The organism is Streptomyces olivochromogenes, from assembly GCF_001514115.1.
In the GTDB taxonomy this organism is placed as follows: domain Bacteria; phylum Actinomycetota; class Actinomycetes; order Streptomycetales; family Streptomycetaceae; genus Streptomyces; species Streptomyces olivochromogenes.
Genome location: NZ_KQ948459.1, coordinates 19,631 through 39,821, shown reverse-complemented (window position 1 = coordinate 39,821; position 20,191 = coordinate 19,631). Strand labels below are relative to the sequence as shown.

General features: G+C 70.5%; 19 protein-coding genes. 9 read left to right on the top strand and 10 right to left on the bottom strand.

Translation table 11 applies throughout. The features are described 5' to 3' along the window. Positions 1 to 77 precede the first annotated feature (77 nt). On the top strand, positions 78 to 2,591 hold the full coding sequence (locus AQJ27_RS24195; protein ID WP_067372605.1) for a DEAD/DEAH box helicase: 2,514 nt from the start codon (positions 78 to 80) through the stop codon (positions 2,589 to 2,591). Between the two features lie 19 nt (positions 2,592 to 2,610). Continuing rightward, on the top strand, positions 2,611 to 3,477 hold the full coding sequence (locus AQJ27_RS24190; protein WP_067372601.1) for an acyl-CoA thioesterase: 867 nt from the start codon (positions 2,611 to 2,613) through the stop codon (positions 3,475 to 3,477). 16 nt (positions 3,478 to 3,493) lie between these two features. Here the strand turns inward: AQJ27_RS24190 and AQJ27_RS24185 are convergent, their stop codons facing one another. Together AQJ27_RS24185 and AQJ27_RS24180 are read right to left on the bottom strand one after the other, a co-directional pair. Continuing rightward, the gene (locus tag AQJ27_RS24185; protein ID WP_079065212.1) at positions 3,494 to 4,471 is read right to left on the bottom strand and encodes a DUF6397 family protein; all 978 of its coding nucleotides are present in this window, start codon (positions 4,469 to 4,471) and stop codon (positions 3,494 to 3,496) included. A gap of 128 nt (positions 4,472 to 4,599) precedes the next feature. Further along, positions 4,600 to 5,013, bottom strand: a complete 414-nt coding sequence (locus AQJ27_RS24180) for a roadblock/LC7 domain-containing protein (RefSeq protein ID WP_067372598.1) — start codon at positions 5,011 to 5,013, stop codon at positions 4,600 to 4,602. A 92-nt stretch (positions 5,014 to 5,105) separates the two neighbouring features. Here AQJ27_RS24180 and AQJ27_RS24175 point away from each other — a divergent pair, with 92 nt between their 5' ends. Continuing rightward, complete coding sequence (locus AQJ27_RS24175) at positions 5,106 to 5,534, top strand: PPOX class F420-dependent oxidoreductase (protein WP_067372595.1); 429 nt, start codon at positions 5,106 to 5,108, stop codon at positions 5,532 to 5,534. A gap of 39 nt (positions 5,535 to 5,573) precedes the next feature. Here the strand turns inward: AQJ27_RS24175 and AQJ27_RS24170 are convergent, their stop codons facing one another. The 5 genes from AQJ27_RS24170 to AQJ27_RS24150 form a co-directional block, all read right to left on the bottom strand. Then, positions 5,574 to 6,179: a GTP-binding protein gene (locus tag AQJ27_RS24170; RefSeq protein ID WP_060902484.1), complete on the bottom strand. Its 606-nt coding sequence runs from the start codon at positions 6,177 to 6,179 to the stop codon at positions 5,574 to 5,576. A gap of 156 nt (positions 6,180 to 6,335) precedes the next feature. After that, positions 6,336 to 6,731, bottom strand: a complete 396-nt coding sequence (locus tag AQJ27_RS24165; protein ID WP_067372588.1) for a DUF742 domain-containing protein — start codon at positions 6,729 to 6,731, stop codon at positions 6,336 to 6,338. Between the two features lie 19 nt (positions 6,732 to 6,750). After that, positions 6,751 to 7,188, bottom strand: a complete 438-nt coding sequence (locus tag AQJ27_RS24160; protein ID WP_067372586.1) for a roadblock/LC7 domain-containing protein — start codon at positions 7,186 to 7,188, stop codon at positions 6,751 to 6,753. Then, complete coding sequence (locus AQJ27_RS24155) at positions 7,185 to 9,767, bottom strand: sensor histidine kinase (protein ID WP_067372584.1); 2,583 nt, start codon at positions 9,765 to 9,767, stop codon at positions 7,185 to 7,187. Before AQJ27_RS24155 ends, AQJ27_RS24160 begins: the two co-directional genes overlap by 4 nt. A 62-nt stretch (positions 9,768 to 9,829) precedes the next feature. Next, positions 9,830 to 10,603, bottom strand: a complete 774-nt coding sequence (locus tag AQJ27_RS24150; protein WP_067372582.1) for an MHYT domain-containing protein — start codon at positions 10,601 to 10,603, stop codon at positions 9,830 to 9,832. 152 nt (positions 10,604 to 10,755) lie between these two features. On the opposite strand from AQJ27_RS24150, the gene AQJ27_RS24145 reads away from it, so the two are divergent. Further along, entirely contained in the window at positions 10,756 to 11,355 is a 600-nt protein-coding gene (locus AQJ27_RS24145) for a class I SAM-dependent methyltransferase (RefSeq protein WP_067373424.1), read from the top strand. 4 nt (positions 11,356 to 11,359) lie between these two features. On the opposite strand, the gene AQJ27_RS24140 is transcribed toward AQJ27_RS24145, so the two are convergent. Next, complete coding sequence (locus tag AQJ27_RS24140) at positions 11,360 to 12,118, bottom strand: alpha/beta fold hydrolase (RefSeq protein WP_067372579.1); 759 nt, start codon at positions 12,116 to 12,118, stop codon at positions 11,360 to 11,362. A gap of 139 nt (positions 12,119 to 12,257) precedes the next feature. On the opposite strand from AQJ27_RS24140, the gene AQJ27_RS24135 reads away from it, so the two are divergent. From AQJ27_RS24135 to AQJ27_RS24125, 3 genes are all read left to right on the top strand, one after another. Further along, complete coding sequence (locus AQJ27_RS24135) at positions 12,258 to 12,842, top strand: PadR family transcriptional regulator (RefSeq protein ID WP_096239946.1); 585 nt, start codon at positions 12,258 to 12,260, stop codon at positions 12,840 to 12,842. Positions 12,843 to 12,905: 63 nt separating this feature from the next. Beyond that, on the top strand, positions 12,906 to 13,211 hold the full coding sequence (locus AQJ27_RS24130; protein WP_067373421.1) for a hypothetical protein: 306 nt from the start codon (positions 12,906 to 12,908) through the stop codon (positions 13,209 to 13,211). Positions 13,212 to 13,347: 136 nt separating this feature from the next. Beyond that, positions 13,348 to 14,208, top strand: coding sequence for a hypothetical protein (locus AQJ27_RS24125; RefSeq protein ID WP_067372575.1), 861 nt, complete (start codon positions 13,348 to 13,350; stop codon positions 14,206 to 14,208). 139 nt (positions 14,209 to 14,347) lie between these two features. Here the strand turns inward: AQJ27_RS24125 and AQJ27_RS24120 are convergent, their stop codons facing one another. Both AQJ27_RS24120 and AQJ27_RS24115 read right to left on the bottom strand, forming a co-directional pair. After that, on the bottom strand, positions 14,348 to 14,530 hold the full coding sequence (locus AQJ27_RS24120) for a hypothetical protein (protein WP_067372573.1): 183 nt from the start codon (positions 14,528 to 14,530) through the stop codon (positions 14,348 to 14,350). A 129-nt stretch (positions 14,531 to 14,659) separates the two neighbouring features. Next, the gene (locus tag AQJ27_RS24115; protein WP_067372570.1) at positions 14,660 to 15,742 is read right to left on the bottom strand and encodes a fatty acid desaturase family protein; all 1,083 of its coding nucleotides are present in this window, start codon (positions 15,740 to 15,742) and stop codon (positions 14,660 to 14,662) included. A gap of 247 nt (positions 15,743 to 15,989) precedes the next feature. Between AQJ27_RS24115 and AQJ27_RS24110 the strand changes: the two genes are divergently transcribed. Both AQJ27_RS24110 and AQJ27_RS24105 read left to right on the top strand, forming a co-directional pair. Next, the gene (locus AQJ27_RS24110) at positions 15,990 to 18,842 is read left to right on the top strand and encodes a DEAD/DEAH box helicase (RefSeq protein ID WP_067372568.1); all 2,853 of its coding nucleotides are present in this window, start codon (positions 15,990 to 15,992) and stop codon (positions 18,840 to 18,842) included. After that, positions 18,839 to 20,122 (top strand): SWF or SNF family helicase, encoded by a 1,284-nt coding sequence (locus AQJ27_RS24105; protein ID WP_067372565.1) that lies wholly within the window; start codon positions 18,839 to 18,841, stop codon positions 20,120 to 20,122. Before AQJ27_RS24110 ends, AQJ27_RS24105 begins: the two co-directional genes overlap by 4 nt. Positions 20,123 to 20,191: the final 69 nt, after the last annotated feature.

Below are 20,191 nucleotides of genomic sequence, written 5' to 3'. Positions count from 1 at the left end.
GCCACAGCGTAACGGTCGTGATCTTCGGACGAGCATCCGATTCCCCCATCGAGCGGGTCGACAGGCAAGATGGGGGCGTGACCCTCATCGATCAGCTGCCGCAGACCCCAGATCCCGACGCCCTCTACGAAGCCTTCGAGTCGTGGGCCGGGGAACGCGGTCTCACGCTCTACCCCCACCAGGAGGAGGCGCTGATCGAGGTGGTCTCGGGTGCGAACGTGATCGTCTCGACGCCCACCGGCTCGGGCAAGAGCATGATCGCCGCGGGGGCCCACTTCGCTGCGCTCGCCCGCGACGAGGTCACCTTCTACACGGCGCCGATCAAGGCACTGGTCTCGGAGAAGTTCTTCGAGCTGTGCAAGATCTTCGGCACCGAGAACGTCGGCATGCTGACCGGCGACGCCTCCGTGAACTCCGACGCCCCCATCATCTGCTGCACCGCCGAGGTGCTGGCGTCCATCGCGCTGCGGGACGGCAAGCACGCCGACGTCGGCCAGGTCGTCATGGACGAGTTCCACTTCTACGCCGAGGCCGACCGCGGCTGGGCGTGGCAGATCCCGATCCTGGAACTGCCGCAGGCGCAGTTCATCCTGATGTCGGCGACGCTCGGCGACGTCTCGATGTTCGAGAAGGACCTCACCCGGCGCACCGGACGGCCCACGTCGGTGGTCCGCTCGGCGACCCGGCCCGTGCCGCTCTCCTACGAATACGTGCTGACCCCGCTGACGGAGACGCTCACCGAGCTGCTCGCGACCAAGCAGGCTCCGGTCTACATCGTCCACTTCACTCAGGCGCAGGCCGTGGAGCGGGCGCAGGCGCTCATGAGCATCAACATGTGCACGCGCGAGGAGAAGGACCAGATCGCCGAGCTGATCGGCAATTTCCGCTTCACCACCAAGTTCGGCCGCAACCTCTCCCGGTACGTACGCCACGGCATCGGCGTGCACCACGCGGGCATGCTGCCCAAGTACCGGCGGCTGGTGGAGAAACTGGCCCAGGCCGGTCTGCTGAAGGTCATCTGTGGCACGGACACCCTCGGTGTCGGCGTCAACGTCCCGATCCGCACCGTGCTGTTCACCGCGCTGACGAAGTACGACGGCAACCGGGTGCGCACGCTCCGTGCCCGTGAGTTCCACCAGATCGCCGGCCGCGCCGGGCGCGCCGGATTCGACACGGCGGGCTTCGTCGTGGCGCAGGCGCCCGAGCACGTCATCGAGAACGAGAAGGCGCTCGCCAAGGCGGGCGACGACCCGAAGAAGCGCCGCAAGGTGGTCCGCAAGAAGGCTCCCGAGGGCTTCGTCGGCTGGACGGACAACACTTTCGAGAAGCTCATCGGCTCCGATCCCGAGCCGCTCACCTCCCGCTTCCGAGTCACCCACACCATGCTCCTGGCGGTGATCGCCCGGCCCGGGAACGCCTTCGAGGCGATGCGGCATCTGCTGGAGGACAACCACGAGCCGCGCAAGCAGCAGCTGCGGCACATCCGGCGGGCGATCGCGATCTACCGCTCGCTCCTCGACGGCGGCATCGTCGAGAAGCTCGACGAGCCGGACGCCACGGGTCGCATCGTGCGCCTCACCGTGGATCTGCAACAGGACTTCGCGCTCAACCAGCCGCTGTCGACCTTCGCGCTCGCCGCGTTCGAGCTGCTGGACCCCGAGTCCCCCTCCTACGCCCTCGACATGGTGTCCGTCGTGGAGTCCACCCTGGACGACCCGCGGCAGATCCTCGCGGCCCAGCAGAACAAGGCGCGCGGCGAGGCCGTGGCGGCGATGAAGGCGGACGGCGTCGAGTACGAGGAGCGCATGGAGCGGCTCCAGGACGTGTCGTACCCCAAGCCGCTGGAGGAGCTGCTCTTCCACGCCTACAACACCTACCGCAAGAGCCACCCGTGGGTCGGCGACCATCCGTTGTCGCCGAAGTCCGTCATCCGTGACATGTACGAACGGGCCATGTCCTTCACGGAGTTCGTCTCCCACTACGAGCTCGCCCGTACTGAGGGCATTGTCCTGCGCTACCTCGCGAGTGCCTACAAGGCTCTTGAACACACCGTCCCGGACGACCTCAAGTCCGAGGACCTGGAGGATCTGATCGCCTGGCTGGGCGAGCTGGTGCGCCAGGTCGACTCGAGCCTCCTCGACGAGTGGGAGCAGCTCGCCAACCCCGAGGAGATGACGGCCGAGGAGGCCCAGGAGAGGGCCGACCAGGTCAAGCCGGTCACGTCGAACGCGCGCGCCTTCCGTGTCCTCGTCCGCAACGCGATGTTCCGCCGTGTCGAACTCGCCGCACTCGACAACGTCGACGAACTCGGCGAGATGGACGGCGAATCCGGCTGGGACGCCGACGCCTGGGGCGAGGCGATGGACAAGTACTGGGACGAGTACGAGGACCTCGGCACGGGCCCCGACGCCCGTGGCCCCAAGCTGCTGTCGATCGTGGAGGAGCCGCAGAACGGTCTGTGGCGCGTCCGTCAGACCTTCGCCGATCCGAACGGCGATCACGACTGGGGCATCAGCGCGGAGGTCGACCTGGTGGCCTCCGACGCGGAGGGCCGTGCCATCGTCAAGGTCACCGACGTCGGCCAGTTGTGAGCACAGGAGAATCCCACACATGACGAACCCAGCCGAGAGGCTCGTCGACCTGCTCGACCTCGAGCAGATCGAGGTCAACATCTTCCGTGGCCGCAGCCCGGACGAATCACTGCAGCGGGTCTTCGGCGGCCAGGTGGCCGGCCAGGCGCTGGTGGCGGCCGGGCGCACCGCCGAGGGCGACCGGCCGGTGCACTCACTGCACGCATACTTCCTGCGCCCTGGTCGGCCGGGCGTGCCGATCGTGTACCAGGTCGAACGGGTCAGGGACGGGCGGTCGTTCACCACCCGTCGGGTCACCGCCGTGCAGCAGGGTCGCACGATCTTCAATCTGACCGCCTCCTTTCACAAACCTGAGGATGGAAGCTTCGAGCACCAGTTGCCGCCGGCCCGCGAGATACCGCACCCGGAGTCGCTGCCGACGGTCTCGCAGGAGATCACCGAGCATCTGGGCGCGCTTCCCGAGTCGCTGGAGCGCATGGCGCGCCGCCAGCCGTTCGACATCCGGTACGTGGACGGACTGCGCTGGACCCCGGAGGAGATAAAGGACGCCGAGCCGCGCAGCGCGGTGTGGATGCGTGCCGTCGGGCCGCTGGGCGACGACCCGCTCGTGCACACCTGCGCCCTCACCTACGCGAGCGACATGACCCTCCTGGACGCCGTCCGCATCCCGGTGGAGCCGCTGTGGGGTCAGCGCGGCTTCGACATGGCCTCGCTCGACCACGCGATGTGGTTCCACCGGCCGTTCCGCGCGGACGAGTGGTTCCTGTACGACCAGGAGTCGCCGATCGCGACGGGCGGTCGCGGGCTGGCCCGCGGGCGCATCTACGACCTGGAGGGACGCCTGCTCGTCTCGGTCGTCCAGGAGGGGCTTTTCCGGGCGCTGTAAGGATGCAGGAAGAGGGTCAGGGGTTTCTGCGGCGCAGCCACCCGAGGAGCCTGCGTGGCCGCACGGGCTCCACGCTCGGGGCCGGGTCGTCGAGGGCGGCTTCCCGCGGTCGCGAGGCCGCCGGAGCCGCCTCGCTCAAGGGGGAGACCGGCGTCGGCGGGGCCTTCGGGGTCGGGCGGGGCGCGGGGCGGAGCGCTCGGGCCTCGACGAGTGCTTGGCCCAGGTCCGCACGGAGCCAGCTGATCTCGTCGGGATCCTCGGCGGTCATGATGCGCGAGACGAGGTGCGCGGCGGGAGTGTCCGGCGCGGCGCCGTGGGCGGCCCGCTCGGGCCGGAAGCGGTTCAGATACGCGCGCTCGTACGGGTCCCTGACGATCTCGGCCACCTGAACGGGGTCGAGCAGGGAGGCGACGATCGCGGCCTGCGCCCAGGGGTCCTCGGTCTGCCGCAGCAGGAATCCCATGTGCCGGCCCCGCCAGTTGCGGGGGCGAAGGTCCAGGCCGGCTTCCAGCTGGTCGCGGAGTCCCTCGGGGGTTCGGCCCTTCAGCAGCGGGGCGTTCTGCTCGTCCGCCCCGAACTGGCGCAGTTCTTCGGCCAGGTACAGCCAGACCACAGCCCTGTACCGGTTCAGGTAGAACTTCACGGGCACCACCAGACCCAGGCGCGCGAAGCGCGTGAACCTGGCGGCTGTCACGCCCATGAGCGCCGCGCCCTCCGTGGTGCCGACGGCCTTGACGCGTTCCCGCAATGCCTCGGGGAAGCCGTCCTCGGAGCGCACCCGCTCGATCTCCGCACGATGGACGCGGCGTCCGCCTCCTCCCTCGTCGGGAACGGTGCGGATGCATCCGAGATGCAGGGCGAGGTCGAACTCGCCGCGCTTGAGCTCCAGTTCTCGCGCGGCGCGTGCGAGCGACGATGTGGCGGGCCTCGAAGCGGTGGACTGCGAGGTGGTGGACTGCGAGACGGTGGACTGCGTGATGGTGTTGCCGGACATGACGGTTCTCCCCCGTGGAGTGAGGTGCTCGCGCCGTCGGGCGCTTGCTTCGAGAAAAACCGTAGCCGGTTCGGCGGATCTCGCGGCGAGCCTGTGGATAACTCTGACCGCGATGACGTATCCGCAGGTCAGAGATCTACGGAAGACGAACGTTCCGGTTGGCGTACGTCCACGCCGAGGTGTTCGCCGACCCGGTTGACGAGCAGTGTCATCTCGTAGGCAACCTGGCCGATGTCGGCTTCCGCGGCGCTGAGGACACACAGACAACTGCCCGAGCCCGCGGCGGTGACGAAAAGTACCGCGTCGTCGAACTCGATCATCGTCTGGCGCACCTGACCGGTGCCGAAGTACCGACCTGAGCCCTTCGCCAGGCTGTGCAGGCCCGACGAGACCGCCGCGAGGTGCTCGGCGTCCTCACGTCGAAGTCCAGTGCTCGCGCCGGTCACCAGCCCGTCGTTGGACAGCACCAACGCGTGCCGTACGTGTTCGACGCGCTCGGTCAGGTCGTCGAGCAGCCAGCCGAGCCCCGTGTTCTGCGCCATGCTCCATCTCCCCGTGATTCTTTCCCCCTGGCTGGAGGATCCGACCAGCCAGCCTTCCCCACGGCCGCCCTCCGGGCAAGGAGGATGGGCGCATGGCACAGAAGATGACCGATGAGCAATGGCGGGCCTTCGTCTCGCAGGGCACCCGCACCGGAAAGCTGTCGACCGTCCGCGCCGACGGAAGTCCGCACGTGGCGCCGATCTGGTTTCTGCTGGACGGCGACCACGTGCTCTTCAACACCGCGAAGGACACTGTGAAGGGTCGGAATCTGGCCCGCGACGGGCGAGTCGCCCTCTGCGTGGACGACGACCAGCCACCGTTCGACTTCGTGGTTCTGGAGGGCCGTGCCGAGTTGTCGGAGGATCTGGACGAGCTGCGTCACTGGGCAGCTCGGATCGGCGCACGCTACATGGGCGAGGATCGGGCCGAGGAGTTCGGGAAGCGCAACGGCGTCCCGGGTGAACTCCTCGTCCGCGTGCGTATCGAGAAGGTCGTGGCTTGGGCCTCGGTGTCGGCCTAGGTCTCTCCTTCGGAGGCCTCGGCCCGATGTTCCGTGGTCTCAACCGACGGAGTCGAGCAGCCGGGCGGTGTGCACCCGCCCGGCATACTCCACGAGCCGGATGAGTACTTCCTTTCCGGAGTCGCGGTCCCTGGCGTCGCAGAGCACCACGGGCGTGCCGCGGTCGAGGTCGAGGGCGCGGGACACGTCCTGGGCGCCGTAGGCGCGGGCGCCCGTGAAGCAGTTGACGGCCACCACGAACGGGATGTGCCGGTGCTCGAAGTAGTCCACCGCGGGGAAGCAGTCCTCGAGCCTGCGGGTGTCCGCGAGGACGACGGCCCCCAGCGCACCCTGTGACAGCTCGTCCCACAGGAACCAGAACCGGTCCTGGCCCGGCGTGCCGAAGAGGTAGAGGGAGAGGCCGGACCGGATGGTGATGCGTCCGAAGTCCATGGCGACGGTCGTCGTGACCTTGTGGTCCACGCCGTCGGTGTCGTCCACCGACTGACCCGCCTCGCTGAGCAGTTCCTCGGTGCGCAGCGGCCTGATCTCGCTGACCGCGCCCACCAGGGTGGTCTTGCCCACGCCGAACCCGCCGGCGACCAGTATCTTCAAGGCCAGGGCGGTCGTTTCGTCGGCCGAGGCGTCGGAGTTCTCGGAGACCATCGATCACTTCTCTCGGGAGTGGCGGCAGCGGTCGGCGTCGGTCGAACGGTGCCGGCTATGCGTCGGTGCATGTGTGCGCGTGTGTGGAATCGCGTCGTTCATCGGGGTGTGCGGAGTCGCGTGGTTCACCTGGAGGTGTGGAGTCGCGTCGTTCGTCTAGAGCGCCCTCAGTCCGTCGATCACCTCGCGGAGGATCCGCTCGTCGGGCAGTTGTGCGGGCGGCACCGGGCGACTGATGGTGACGCAGCCCAGTTCCAGCAGGTCGCCGAGCAGCACTCTGACCACGCCCACCGGCAGGTCCGCGCCCGCGGCGAGTTCGGCCACGGATTGCGTCTCCGTGCGGCACAGGTCGATGAGGGCCCGGTGTTCCGGCCCGAGCAGGGAGTCCTCGTCGACTCCGGGTGCACCCTTGTCGAGGGTGACCAGCGCGATCAGATCGAAGCGCACTCCGGTGGGGCCCGGTTTGGTTCGGCCGCCCGTCATCGCGTAGGGACGGACGAGCGGTCCCGCTTCGCTGTCGTACCACTGGCTGCCTTCGAGGTCCTCGGTCATCTGCGCCGCCCGCCCTCGGTCATCCGGCGGCGGGCGGCTGCGCGGCGACCCGCGGCGGCGTGTAGAGGTGCTCGCCGACGCGCTTGACCAGCCGCGCCATCTCGTAGGCCACCAGACCGATGTCTGCCGTGACCGCGGTGAGGAGGGCGAGGCACGAGCCATCGCCGGCTGCCGCGACGAACAGAAAGCCATCGTCCATCTCCACCATCGTCTGGCGTACGCCCCCGGCACCGAAGTGACGCCCCGCGCCTTTGGCCAGACTGTGAAAGCCCGAGGCGACGGCGGCCAGGTGTTCGGCGTCCTCGCGCCTGAGGCCGGTGGAGGAACCCACCGCCAGTCCGTCGTTCGACAGCACCACCGCATGCCGCACTTCGGCGACGCGCAGCACCAAGTCGTCCAGCAGCCAGTCGAGTTCGCCGGATCGCTGGGCTGCCCTCATGCCCGGGTCCTGGATCATGCGGGGTCTCCTTCACTGCTGTCGCTGCCCGCATCGGGGTCTGGAGTGGCGCCCCGACCGGGTGTTCTGCCGCCGCCGCGCGCCCAGCCGTCGCGGTAGGCCGCCATACGGTCCCGTACGAGTTCGGGGGTGCGTGTGTCGTCGTGCTGGTGGGCCGCCACTTGTGTCGGCTCCTCGGTTCGCTGTGCGCGCAGTTGGGGCGCGAGGTTCGCCTGCCGTACGCGCCGTGGGAGGTCGTCGGACCCCTCGGAGTCGTCCGGAGAGCGGTGCAGCCGCAAAGTGGTGACTCCAGGTGGTGTCGTTTCCGGCGAGCCGTTCACAGGGGTTTCGGACGAGACGTTCACGGGGGCTTCCGGCGAGCCGTGCGCCGGGGGTCCGACAGTGGTCTGCACGAGGGGCACGAGTGCGGGCCGCTCGATGGGCGCCTGGACGGAGTCGTGCTCCGGGGCGGCCGACACACGCGCGTACTCGCGTTCGTCGGGCCTTTCGCTGGCTGTCTTGCGGGGGGAACGTTCCGCCGCGCCTCCGTGCAGCAGTGCGGTCGGCAGCAGGACGACGGCGGTGGTGCCCCCGTAGGGCGATGTGCGCAGGTGCACCTTGATGCCGTGCCGGGCCGCGAGCCTGCTGACCACGAAGAGACCGAGCCGGTCGCTGTCGAACAGGTCCAGCGCCTCGGACTGTTCGATGCGACGATTGGCCTCGTCGAGCGTCTCCTGGCCCATGCCGAGCCCTCGGTCCTCGACCTCCACGGCGTAGCCGTTGCCGACTGGTTCGCCGGTGATGCGGACGCGGGTGTGCGGCGGGGAGAACTGGGCGGCGTTCTCTACGACTTCCGCCAGGAGGTGGGTGAGGTCGGCCACGGCGGCGCCGCCGACCGATGCCTCGGGCAGCTGTCGTACCTCCACGCGCGCGTAGTCCTCGACTTCGGACACGGCCGCGCGGACCACGTTCGTCAGCGAGACCGGCATGCGCCAGGCCCGGCCGGGTGCGGCGCCGGAAAGGATGATCAGGCTCTCCGCGTGGCGCCGCATCCGGGTGGTGAGGTGGTCGAGCCGGAAGAGGTCACTCAGCTCGTTCGGGTCCTCGGACCTGCGCTCCATACTGTCCAGCAGGCTCAGTTGGCGGTGCACGAGGACCTGGCTGCGCCGGGCGAGATTGACGAAGACCCCCGAGATCCCGCTGGCCAGTTCCGCGCGTTCGACAGCGGCGCGCAGGGCGGCCCGGTGCACGGTGCCCAGGGCCTCTGCGACCTGTCCGGTCTCGTCCTCCGAGGGTGGTCCTGGCGGAGCCTCCGCGCGGACGTCGATCTCCTCCCCCGCGCGCAGCTTGCGCATCGCCTCGGGCAGCTTGCGTCGAGCGATCTCGAGGGCGCTGTTGCGCAGGAGCACGAGCTCGACGACGAGGCCGCGTCCGATGCGTACGGAGATCACGAGCGACGCGGCGACGGCGGCGAGGCCGAACACGACAGCGGCGCCGGCGGGTGTCAGCAGACCGCGGGTCAAGGGGTCGGCCCGGTCCGCGACACCCCGGCCCGCCTTCGCCTCGATGGCGCGCATGGCGTCCTGCACGCGCGCGTGGGCGGTGTTCCAGTCGGCTTCCGGCGCCGCGTCGACGGCGTTTCCGCCAGGCCTCGACGCGAGCACCTTGTCCTCTACAGCGCGTACGTCGGCGTACGCGCTCCCCGTCACGAGGTCGCGCCAGGAGGCCTGTTCGGGTCCGCGCAGATCCGCGACGGCGGCGTCGGTCAGGGTGCGGCGGTTGGCGACCGCCCCGGTGAACAGCCGCAGTCGTTCGCCGTCCAGGGTGTGGGCGAGCCTGGCATCGGACAGCACGGTGTCCTCCTGGGCCAGCGCCTCGCCGGCCCGGGAGAATTCGAGGAGTACGCGCGCGTCGGAACCCAGGTCGGCGTCCTGGATGCCGGTGAGGGCGCCCCCGACCGCGAAGGCTTCCGAAATGGTCCTGGTGTACTGCCCGTACGCCTCGTCCCATCCGGTACGGCGCTCCAGTACGGCGGTGCGCAGGGGCCCCAGGCTCTCGGCCCCGTTGACGAATGCGTCGAGCCTTCCAGCGACTCCGGCGGGCAGGTCGGCGCCGTCGGCGACGGTGTTGTGGCCGCCCAGTCGCAGCTTCGCCACCGCGCGGTCCGTGCGTTCCGCCAGCGTCTTGAGATCGCTCTGTGGCTCGGCGGTCGGGTCGGTCGCATGGCGGACGGCGGCCGCGCGTTCGGCCTGGAGCGCGGCGACGGCGTCGTCGACCGGGGCTCGGACGGTGGAGTCCACACGCTGCAACTGCCGCAGCCGCGCGACATCCTGGGCGGTACTCACCGTGGCGTACGCCCACAGGGCGAGCAGCGAGACGACCGGCACCATGAGCAGACAGACGATCTTGGCCCGCACCGTACGAGGACGTATGCGCCATCGTCCCGCGCGCGCGGATGCCTCTGGCGGCGTCCCTGTGGCGTCCTCGTCGGGGTCGGTGTACTCATCGGCTGGCGGACCCGCGTGGGCGCGGCGACCGCGCTGCGGGGGTGGTGCCGACGGCTCGGCGCCGGCTGCAGGGGTCCTACGGGGTGTACGCATGGCCTCCTCGCTCGGAGTGGTTCGGGGCGTGTCGTCCGAGCCGTCGCGGCTCGGGCCCGCCACTAGCGGGCAACGCTCTCGACCGGCCGCTGGGCCGATGCGGATGCCTCGCGCTCGCCGGCCGTCGGGGACAGCGCGACGAATGCCGAGGTCAGGAAGAGATAGGACCCGAGGCCGACGGCGAGGGGGAAGATGAACTGCATCGCCGTGGCCCCGGGAAGGGCCTCCCCGGAGGGGCTGACACGCACGCTCACCGCCATCATGCCGGTGTAGTGCATGCTGCTCACCGCCCCACCCATGACGAGGGAGGCGACGGCGACCGCGACGGGCGACCTGATGTTGAGTGCCGCCCACAGGGCCGCGGTGGCCGCGACCACGGCGATCACCACGGAGACCCCGACGAGCACCGGGTCGTAGCGCACGACGCCGTGCAGCCGCAGCGCCGCCATGCCCAGGTAGTGCATGCTCGCGACGCCGAGTCCGGTGGTGAGACCGCCGAGGACGAGCGCACGGCCCCGGTCGCGGCCGTAGCCGACGGCGAAGACGCCCGCGCCGACGACGACCATCGCGACGAGCAGACTGACGATGGTCAGCGGCACGTTGTAGCGCATTTCCGTACCGCTGACACTGAAGCCGAGCATCGCCACGAAGTGCATCGTCCAGATGCCGGTGCCGATCGCGGAGGCCGCGGTGAGCAGCCAGTTGCGGCGCGAGCGCCCTGTGGCGCCGAGCGCGCGGACCGTGCAGCGCAGCCCCAGGGCGGCGCCTATACAGGCCATCACGTACGACAGCACGGGGGTCAGCCAGCCGAAGGCGGCGTGGTCCAGGTGTCCCATGGCCCAGGGACGCTAGTCCGGTCAGGGGCGCACAAAGGGGGCGCATTTCGAAAGGTGTTGAAATATGACACAGACAGGCACGGGATCGATCGCATGGCGCTCGAACGTGTGCACAGCGTCGTACTTCGTGTCGGTGAGAGATCATGCGGAACATGAGCGACGACCACACACACGTCCAGGAGTTCTTCACGGCGCGCGCGGCCGACTGGGACGCGCGGTTCCCCGATGACGGGCCGGCCTATGCGGCGGCGGTCGGCGAACTCGGGCTGCGCGAGGGGGACCGCGTGCTCGACGCGGGCTGCGGTACCGGGCGGGCGCTGCCGCCGCTGCGCGCGGCCGTGGGGCCCTCCGGAGTGGTCGTCGGAGCCGATCTGACCCCGGCCATGCTGGCGGCCGCGGTACGGGCCGGACGGCACCGCGACGGGCAGTTGCTGCTCGCCGACGTCGCCGCGCTGCCGCTGCGCACGGAGTCACTGGACGCCGCCCTCGGGGCGGGGCTGATCGCGCATCTGCCCAACCCCGCCGAGAATCTGAGGGAGTTGGCGCGGGTGGTGCGGCCCGGTGGCACGCTGGCGCTGTTCCATCCCATCGGCCGGGCCGCGCTCGCCGCGCGCCAGGGGCGCCGGATCACACCGGACGACCTGAGGGCGGAGGCCAATCTCCGCCCTCTGCTGGCCGCTGCCGGCTGGGCCATGACCTCGTACGTCGACGAGGACGCCCGCTTCCTGGCGCTGGCCACACGGCGGGGCTGAGGCCTCAGACCTTTTCGGCGACCTCGGCCACGAAGACATCGGGGTTGTCGAACATGACGTTGTGCCCCGCACCGGGAACGGTCACCACCCGGACTCCGGCGGCCTCCAGTCCCTCCCTGTTCGCCAGTTCACCGCTCAGTGCCCCCTGAAGGTAGACACGGTCCGCCGTCAGCCCTTCGAGCAGGTGGCGCATCGTGGGGACCGTGCCGCGCGCAAGGCCGATCGCGGTGCGGTGCAGCGCGCGCGGGTCGGCGAGCCGCATGGTCGCCGCCCACGAGGGGCCGACTTTGTCGAGTACGCGCGCGTGGCCACCGTTTTCGACGTACTCCTCCTCCGTGTACGAGGCGATACCGCTGCTGCCCGCCTTGACCGGTGGATACGGGTCGAGGTTCGCCTCCACGAGGACCAGCCTGGACACGAGCTCGGGACGTCGATGGGCAAGCACGATGGCCACCGCGCCGCCCATGCTGTGCGCGACCAGCTCCGCCGCCGTGACACCGGCCTCGTCCAGGGCGGCCGCCAGCGCGTCCGCGTGGTCCTCCAGGGTGTAGCCGAAGTCCGCGGGCCGATCACTGATGCCGTGACCGGGCAGATCGACGAACAGGGTCCGGCGCCCTGCCAGTTCAGGCCGGGCCGCGATGTGGGCGTTGTAGACCGTCGAGGCCGACCCCAGTCCGTGTACGTACACCCGAGCCGGTTCAGCGCCCGTCGCCTCCGTCCAGCGGATGCAGCTTCCCTTGCCGTCGAACTCGGCCTGCCTCATCGCTCTCCCTCAGGTCTGCCTCATCGTTTCTCGTACTCCGGGAGAATACATCGGACTCGATGTATAGGGGAAGCGATGTACCAAGGAGATGATGTACCAAGGGGATGATGTACACCGCTGGTGCGGCAGAATGCGGGGCATGCTTGAGCTGGCCATCCTCGGTTTTCTGCACGACGCCCCACTGCACGGCTACGAGCTGCGCAAGCGCATCACCGCGCTGACCGGCCACGTGAAGCCCGTCGCGGAGAGCACGCTGTATCCCGCGATCAAGCGGCTGGAGAAGGCGGGGTTGCTGGCACGGGCGACGCAGCCCGGTTCTGTGGCTGCTCCGCGTCATGTCCTGACGCTCACCGAGGAGGGGCGAAGCGAGTTGCGCCGCCGCCTCGCGGAACCCGTACAGCGCGACATCACCGACGAGAACCGCTGGTTCACGGTGCTCGCCTTCCTCAGGCACCTGGCCGACCCCGCGGCGCAGGCCGCGGTACTGCGCCGCAGGCTCGCCTTCCTGGAGGAGCCCGCGAGCTTCTTCTACGAAGGCGACCGGCCGTTGCGCGCCGAAGAGCTCGACGATCCCTTCCGGCAGGGCATTCTCACCATCGCCCGGGCCACGAGCCGGGCCGAACTCACCTGGCTGCGGGCCACGATCGACTCACTCGAAGGGAACATTCGCGACGCTTCACCGGACCGTCCCTCTTCTGCCGCCGGGCCTTCAACTCTACGTTGAGTAGCAGCAGGTGAACGATCAGCGATGGCAACCGCGCAGGGGGAAGGTGGCCCGATGACCGGAATGTTCGGCAGACTCCGCGAGATATGGCGCCGGAAGGCGGCCGACGAGGCCGAGGCGCAGCGGCCCGCCAAGCGGCGACCGGAGAAACGTACACACAATCTTTTCGAGGCGGCCGCGGCCTATGTGTCGGCCTGCGCGGAGGACGACCAGGAGCAGATCGACGAGGCCGCGGCCTGGGTGTCGCCCGAGGCACTGTCGTTCGGGGTGAACGAGCTGGCCTGCCGTGCCGTCATCGCTCTGGCGCGGGAGCGTGACGAGTCGCCTCGGACGGTGGCGCGGACGCTGCTCGGCCTGCCCGCCGTCTGACCGCGGTGGGCGCGGGCCGGGCGTTTCGCCCCCGTCCAGCCGGATAACTGCAGGTCCGCATCTGTTTCGGGCTCGTGACAAGCGCCTCCGGGTCGCATTATGGTGCGCCGACAAACGTAGCGATCGGGAGGCTGGGATGGCCGGGACGGACGATGGCGCCGTCGCCACCGGGGACGACGACGCGCTGTATGTACTGACAGCGGTGCTGTTGACGCCCGCGAAGTTCCCCAGCGTGCTGGGGGACGACTATCCGGAGGCCTGCGCGGCGCTCGACCTGGCGCCCCTGGCCGACGGGTACGGTCTCGTGCTCGGCCAGGATGGCGAGGGTGCTCGGTGGACGGTCGTCATCGACGACGTCTCGCTGGTCGCCGTCGCCATCGCGTCCTGGGACTGCGGGATGGAACACGAGCTGTCGCCCGACGAGCGCACGGTCGTCTCCGCGCTGCCCGGCTGGCCCCTGGACGTCGCCGTCGCGGCTCCCGGGGTGCCGGCCCCGCACGACCCCGCGCCCGAGCTCACGGAGCGGCCCGCGCTCACCCCGCCGAACACCGCGATCTGGGGACCGGCCCAACGGCGCCTCGGAGCGGACGAGATCGCCCTCCAGTGGGCGATCTGGCGGGAACAGATCGACGACGGCGACTTCGCCACGTCGGAGGACACCGCCCAGCCCGAGGACGCCCACCAGGACGAGACCGAGAGCACCGACGGCGACAGCGACAGCGGCGAGACCCGCACCGGTATCCGCCGGGTGCTCGCGGAGGCGCGCTCCTACGTGGACACCCCGCCGCCCCTGGGTCGGGTCCGCTCGTCCTTCGCCCCCGGCGACGCCCGGACCCTGCGCGCGGACGGCCCCGGATGGTCCATGGTCGCCCGGACCGACGACATCGCCTTCGTCCTCCTCGACGAGGAGCCCGGAGAGGTCCTGCCCGTCGGCCGGGGCCCGGAACTGCCCGGTCTCCTGGAGGCCCTCGACAAGATGGCCGTACGCCCCAGTTGAGCGGTCGTGCAGTGGGTCGCTCCTCGCCCCGGGCGAAGCGGGGCACGCGCACGCTCGCGGACCCTGCCTACGGCACGGTCCGCGAGCGGCGACCGGGCCGCCTCCCGCATGCCGGGAGACGCACCCGATCGGCAGCGCCTCAGCGGCCGAGTTCCTTGCGAGTGATGCGGCGCAGCCTGCGGCGCTGCGAGGGATCCAGCGTCAGGTACGCGGCCGCCGGAACTCCCACCACGATCAGGAAGGAGACCCACCAGGGCAACCAGATCAGCAGGATGAGGCCGACCGCCACACCACCTGCGGCGATCTTCGCGTTCTTCGACATGTGTCGCCTCCTTCGCGGCTGCTGCCGCTCTCTGTCCTGAAAACGGGTCCGCGCCTCTCACGGTTCCAGTGCGCGACCCTGAGACATCCCTGAGGCGCTCCCCTGACTCACCCCTGAGACCCTCCGGTCTCACTCACCCCCTGAGACCTTCCGCGGCTGCTCGGTCCTGAGGGGTTCGCCGACCACGTGCATGTGGCGCAGGGCCTGCCGGTAGGAGTCGACGAGCCCGGTTTCCGCGTAGGAGATACCCAATTCCCGACAGTGTGCGCGCACCAGCGGCTGGGCGAGCCTCAGATGGGGTCGGGGCATGCTGGGGAACAAGTGGTGCTCGATCTGGTAGTTGAGGCCACCGAGGAACCAGTCGGTCAGGGCGGCGCCGCGGACGTTGCGGGAGGTGAGCACCTGGCGGCGCAGATGGCCCCAGCGCTCCCCGTCCGGGTCAGGCATTTCCATGCCCTTGTGGTTGGGCGCGAAGGCCATGCCCAGATGCAGGCCGAACAGTGCCTGGTGCAGCGCCGCGAAGGCCAGGGCCTTGCCGAGGGACATGGACGTGAGCAGCAAGGTCGCGTAGGCCACGACGTGGGTCACCAGCAGCAGTCCCTCCACCACCCGCTCGCGCGGGGGCTGCCGACGCAGGTCCTGGAAGCCGTGGACCTTCAGGGCGACGCCTTCCAGGAGGGTGAGCGGGAAGAAGAGCCAGGCCTGGTTGCGGGTGAGCCAGCGCCGGAAGCCCACCCGGACCTCTGCCTGCTCACCGGTGAAGACCAGGACGTCGGCGACGACGTCGGGATCCTTGTCGATGTGGTTCGGGTTGGCGTGGTGGCGGTTGTGCTTGTGGTTCCACCAGGAATAGCTCAGTCCGAGGAGCAGGTTGCCGTGGACCAGGCCGATCGCGCGGCCGACCCCCTTGTTGCCGGTGATCTGCGCGTGGCCCGCGTCGTGACCTATGAAAGCGGTGCGGGCCGAGAACGCGGCGAGCAGCGGGGCGAGGACAAGCGCCCACCAGGAGTTGCCGATCAGGGCGACACCCGTCACGACCGCGGCCAGGGCCAGCGCGTTCACGGTGATCGCGCGTGCGTACCAGCCATGGCGCCGGTCCAGGAGACCCCGGGCCCTGACGGTGCGCAGGAGGGGCGCGAAGTCACTTCCCGGGCTCTGCCCGACACCCACCCCTGGAAGGTCTTCCACGACGGCTGTGGCGGTCTGGGGCATGGCGGGTCTCCGGTTTCTCAGGCAAGGGGCTGACCTGATGAAAGGTACGAACCAGTGACCCTTGGCGACCATGACGCCACCACCCGTGTCCGCACTGAGGCTTTCCCCGTCCATCGACGGGGGGTTACGTACACCCCCGGCCCGGGGAGAGCCACCTCACGGTCCGAGCGTCCCCGCCCGGTGTATGCGGTGCTGTACCCTCGGCGACTCCGACCCAGTAGTCAAATTTGAGGAATGCGACATCGCTGTGCAGAGAATTCCTGCGGCGACGCCCGCCGAGATCTCCGAACTGGCCCCATGCTGTGCCGTGTTCATGCCCGCCGATCCGTCCCGTACCGGAAGCGTCGCCTTCTGGCGGCCCGACGGCGACGTCCCACCTGTGGTGGCTTCCGGCGCCTTCGACGACGTGACCGTCGCGCTGCCCGGAAACGACGGTGTCGAGCTCGTGACCGTGCCCGCCGTCCTGCTCCCGGTGCGCGCCGCGCTGCCGGTCCTCACGCGCGCGCGTGCCGCCGCGCACGCACACCGGGCGACCACGTTCTGGGGCGCGGCCGCGGTGCTCGCCCTCCAATTCGCCGCACGGGGGCTGCTGCTGCCGGGACTGACGGCGAGCGACCACGACGCGTGGCGTGCCGGTCCACTGCGCGCCGACGACCTGGAGCGCGTACGCGAACTCGCCGCGGCGATGCCGCCCGACGCGCACGCCGTACCGGTGGACGGCTGTGAGCCGGTGCGGCTGCCCGACCCGGAGCGGTTGCTGCGAGCCTTCCTCGACGCGGTCGCCGACGCGCTGCCCCGCTCCCCCGCCGCGTCGCCGGCCGCGGGAGGCGCGGCCTTCGCGGCGCCGGAGCCGCAGTTTGTGCCGGAGCAGCGCGCCTGGGCCGCCGACGTGGCCGCGGGGCACGACGCGGGCGTACGCGTCTCGCTGCGCGTCGAGGTCCCTGGGCTGGCGTCGGTCGGGGCGGACGAGACGCGGCTCCCGTTCCGCGGGGTGCTGCAGGTGCACAGCGTGAACGACCCGGGTCTTGTCGCGGACGCCTCCGCCGTCTGGGCCGGATCGGCGGCCTTCGGCCCTCGCGCGCGGATGGACGTCCTGCTCGCCCTGCGCCGTGCGGCCCGCGCCTGGCCCCCGCTCACCCCGTTGCTCTCGGCGGCGGTGCCGGACGCCGTCGAACTCGCCGACGAGGAGGTCACCGAACTCCTCGGTGAGGGCGCCCGCATGCTGGGGTCCGCCGGCGTCGACGTGCACTGGCCCAAGGAGTTGGCGCGCAAGCTGACCGCGCGCGCCGTCATCGGCCCGCCGGACGACGAGCGGAGTCCGGACAAGGCGGCGTCGGCCGCGCCCTCCTTCCTGTCCGCGGACGCACTGCTGGCCTTCAACTGGTCGTTCGCACTGGGCGATCAGCGACTCACACGACAGGAGCTGGACCACCTCGCCGAGGCGAACCGCCCCATGGTGCGGCTGCGCGACCAGTGGGTCCTCGTCGACCCGCAGGAGGTGCGCCGCGCCCGGGCGCAACAGGACCGCAAGGTCACGCCTGTCGAGGCGCTGAGCGCCGCCCTGACGGGCTCCACGGAGGTCGACGGCCGCAGGGTCGACGTACGGCCCACGGGGTGGCTGGCGACGCTGCGGGAGCGGCTCTCGGACCCGGAGGGACAGGAGCCGGTCGGGCAGCCCGCCGCGCTCACCGCGACGCTGCGGGACTACCAGGTGCGGGGCCTCAACTGGCTCGCCCGAATGACCTCCTTGGGACTGGGTGGCTGTCTGGCCGACGACATGGGCCTGGGCAAGACGATCACTCTGATCGCCCTGCATCTGCACCGGCAGACCGACACGTCGGCGGCGGGCCCCACCCTCGTGGTCTGTCCGGCCTCCTTGATGGGCAACTGGCAGCGCGAGATCGAGAAGTTCGCGCCCGGCACGCCGGTGCGCCGTTTCCACGGCTCGCGGCGCAGTCTGGAAGGCCTGGTGGACGGGGAGTTCGTGCTCACCACGTACGGCACGATGCGGCTCGACGCGCCGCGACTGGCCGCGGTGCCGTGGGGCATGGTCGTCGCGGACGAGGCGCAGCACGTGAAGAACCCCTACTCGGCGACGGCGCGGGCGTTGCGCACCGTCGGGGCACGCGCGCGCGTGGCGCTCACCGGCACGCCGGTGGAGAACAATCTCTCGGAGTTGTGGGCGATCCTCGACTGGACGACGCCGGGTCTGCTCGGGAGTCTCGGCTCCTTCCGGACGCGTTACGCGCAGGCCGTCGAAGGCGCTCAGGATCCCGCGGCGGCCGAGCGGCTCACCCAGTTGGTCCGGCCGTTCCTGCTGCGGCGGCGCAAGTCGGACCCCGGTATCGCGCCCGAGCTGCCGCCGAAGACCGAGACCGACCGTGCCGTCTCGCTCACCAAGGAGCAGGCGGGTCTGTACGAGGCGGTGGTGCGTGAGACCCTCGCGGAGATCTCGGGCGCGGACCGCATGGCGCGGCGCGGTCTGATCGTGAAGCTGCTCACCGGGCTGAAGCAGATCTGCAACCACCCGGCGCAGTTCCTCAAGGAGGACCGGCCGAAGATCCCGGGCAGGTCCGGGAAGCTGGAGCTGCTGGACGAGTTGCTCGGCACCATCCTCTCCGAGGGAGCGAGCGTTCTGGTCTTCACGCAGTACGTGCGGATGGCGCGCCTCATCGAGCGCCATCTCGCGGTGCGCGGCGCCGCGACGCAGTTCCTGCACGGCGGGACGCCCGTCCATGAGCGCGAGGCGATGGTGGAGCGCTTCCAGGACGGCGAAATCCCTGTCTTCTTGTTGTCGTTGAAGGCCGCGGGCACGGGCCTGAACCTGACGCGGGCCGAGCACGTCGTGCACTACGACCGCTGGTGGAACCCAGCCGTCGAGGCGCAGGCCACGGACCGCGCGTACCGCATCGGCCAGACCCGGCCCGTGCAGGTGCACCGGCTGATCGCCGAGGGGACCATCGAGGACCGCATCGCCGAGATGCTGCGGCGCAAGCAGCAGTTGGCCGACGCGGTCCTCGGCGCCGGAGAGGCGGCGCTCACGGAGCTGACCGACGCCGAACTGGCCGACCTGGTGGAGCTGCGAGGGGACGCACGATGACGGATGGGAACGAGGAGCGTACGTTCGCGGCGCTGCCGCCCGCACAGGGGCAGGGCTTCGCGCAGACGTGGTGGGGCCGGGCCTGGCTGAAGGCGCTGGAGGACGCGGCGCTGGACTCGGAGCCGGTGAAGACGGGCCGCAGACTCGCGCGTACGGGGGCGGTGGGCGCCGTGTCGGTGCGGCCGGGGCGCGTCACCGCCGTCGTTCGGGACCGGGACGGCACCGCACACCGCTCGGACGTGCTGCTTCAGGAACTGTCCGAGGAGCAGTGGGACCGATTCCTCGACATGGCCGTCGAACGCGCCGGGCATGTCGCGGCGCTGCTCGACCGCGAGATGCCCCCGCATCTGGTGGAGGACGCGGCAGCGTCGGGAGTGGAGCTGCTTCCGGGTTTGGGTGACTTGGAGGCCGAGTGCGACTGCGGGGCCTGGGACCACTGCGGGCACACCGCGGCGCTCTGCTATCAGACGGCGCGGCTGCTCGACCAGGATCCGTTCGCCCTGCTGCTGATGCGCGGCCGCGCCGAACGCACGTTGCTGGACGAGCTTCAGTCGCGCGGCAGCGCGACCGCAAGGACACAGCCGGACGCCCCGGAACCCGCTCAGCAGGGCGTGGACGCCGGAGAGGCGTACGCGGCCGGGGACATTCTGCCGCCCCTGCCCGCTCCTCCGGTACTGCCCGCGGTGCCCGGTCGGCCGCCCTCCCTGGACACCGAGGCCGCGCCCGCACCTGGCGTCGACCCGTCCGCCCTGGAGTTCCTCGCCGCCGCGACCGCGGCCGAGGCCCACCGGCTGCTCGCCGAGGCGCTCAGGCCGACTCACGGGCAGGAAGCACCGGCGGCGGAGTTGACGGTCGAGCAGGACGCGGTTCGGCTTGCTGCGTCCGCCACCGAGGGTGCGATCGTCGAGCGGCTGGCCGACGGATCGGGGCGCGACCGGCAGGAACTGGCGCTCGCCGTAACTGCCTGGCACCACGGGGGTGTGGTCGCGCTGGCCGTGCTGGAGGACGAGTGGGTCGTGGATGCGGAGGCACTCGCACGCGCGCGTGCCGCCCTGGAGGCGGCCTGGGACGAGGACGAGCGGCCGCGACTGCGTGCCACCCGCAACCGCTGGACCGCCGTCGGCGCACCTGCCCAGCTGCGCCTGGGGCGTGACGGCCGATGGTGGCCGTACCGCAAGGAGCGGGGCCGTTGGACGCCCGCGGGGCCGGCGGCAGGGGATCCGGCCACCGCCTTCGCGATGGCGCAGGCAGACCCGGGCGGCGACCCGATGAGTGGTTGACGCCCCACGTTCATCTTGAAGTCGCGCGAAGTTCGGCATCGCGGCCAACTCTGGCCGCTGTCAATGAAC

Coding starts and splice junctions, on each gene's coding strand:
- AQJ27_RS24175 (WP_067372595.1), top strand. CDS start 5,106: ATGGCACAGAAGATGACCGATGAGCAATGGCGGGCCTTCGTCTCGCAG.
- AQJ27_RS24135 (WP_096239946.1), top strand. CDS start 12,258: ATGCTTGAGCTGGCCATCCTCGGTTTTCTGCACGACGCCCCACTGCAC.
- AQJ27_RS24105 (WP_067372565.1), top strand. CDS start 18,839: ATGACGGATGGGAACGAGGAGCGTACGTTCGCGGCGCTGCCGCCCGCA.
- AQJ27_RS24140 (WP_067372579.1), bottom strand. CDS start 12,118: ATGAGGCAGGCCGAGTTCGACGGCAAGGGAAGCTGCATCCGCTGGACG.
- AQJ27_RS24155 (WP_067372584.1), bottom strand. CDS start 9,767: ATGCGTACACCCCGTAGGACCCCTGCAGCCGGCGCCGAGCCGTCGGCA.
- AQJ27_RS24190 (WP_067372601.1), top strand. CDS start 2,611: ATGACGAACCCAGCCGAGAGGCTCGTCGACCTGCTCGACCTCGAGCAG.
- AQJ27_RS24145 (WP_067373424.1), top strand. CDS start 10,756: ATGAGCGACGACCACACACACGTCCAGGAGTTCTTCACGGCGCGCGCG.
- AQJ27_RS24185 (WP_079065212.1), bottom strand. CDS start 4,471: ATGTCCGGCAACACCATCACGCAGTCCACCGTCTCGCAGTCCACCACC.
- AQJ27_RS24165 (WP_067372588.1), bottom strand. CDS start 6,731: ATGACCGAGGACCTCGAAGGCAGCCAGTGGTACGACAGCGAAGCGGGA.
- AQJ27_RS24160 (WP_067372586.1), bottom strand. CDS start 7,188: ATGATCCAGGACCCGGGCATGAGGGCAGCCCAGCGATCCGGCGAACTC.
- AQJ27_RS24150 (WP_067372582.1), bottom strand. CDS start 10,603: ATGGGACACCTGGACCACGCCGCCTTCGGCTGGCTGACCCCCGTGCTG.
- AQJ27_RS24180 (WP_067372598.1), bottom strand. CDS start 5,013: ATGGCGCAGAACACGGGGCTCGGCTGGCTGCTCGACGACCTGACCGAG.
- AQJ27_RS24125 (WP_067372575.1), top strand. CDS start 13,348: ATGGCCGGGACGGACGATGGCGCCGTCGCCACCGGGGACGACGACGCG.
- AQJ27_RS24170 (WP_060902484.1), bottom strand. CDS start 6,179: ATGGTCTCCGAGAACTCCGACGCCTCGGCCGACGAAACGACCGCCCTG.
- AQJ27_RS24115 (WP_067372570.1), bottom strand. CDS start 15,742: ATGCCCCAGACCGCCACAGCCGTCGTGGAAGACCTTCCAGGGGTGGGT.
- AQJ27_RS24120 (WP_067372573.1), bottom strand. CDS start 14,530: ATGTCGAAGAACGCGAAGATCGCCGCAGGTGGTGTGGCGGTCGGCCTC.
- AQJ27_RS24130 (WP_067373421.1), top strand. CDS start 12,906: ATGTTCGGCAGACTCCGCGAGATATGGCGCCGGAAGGCGGCCGACGAG.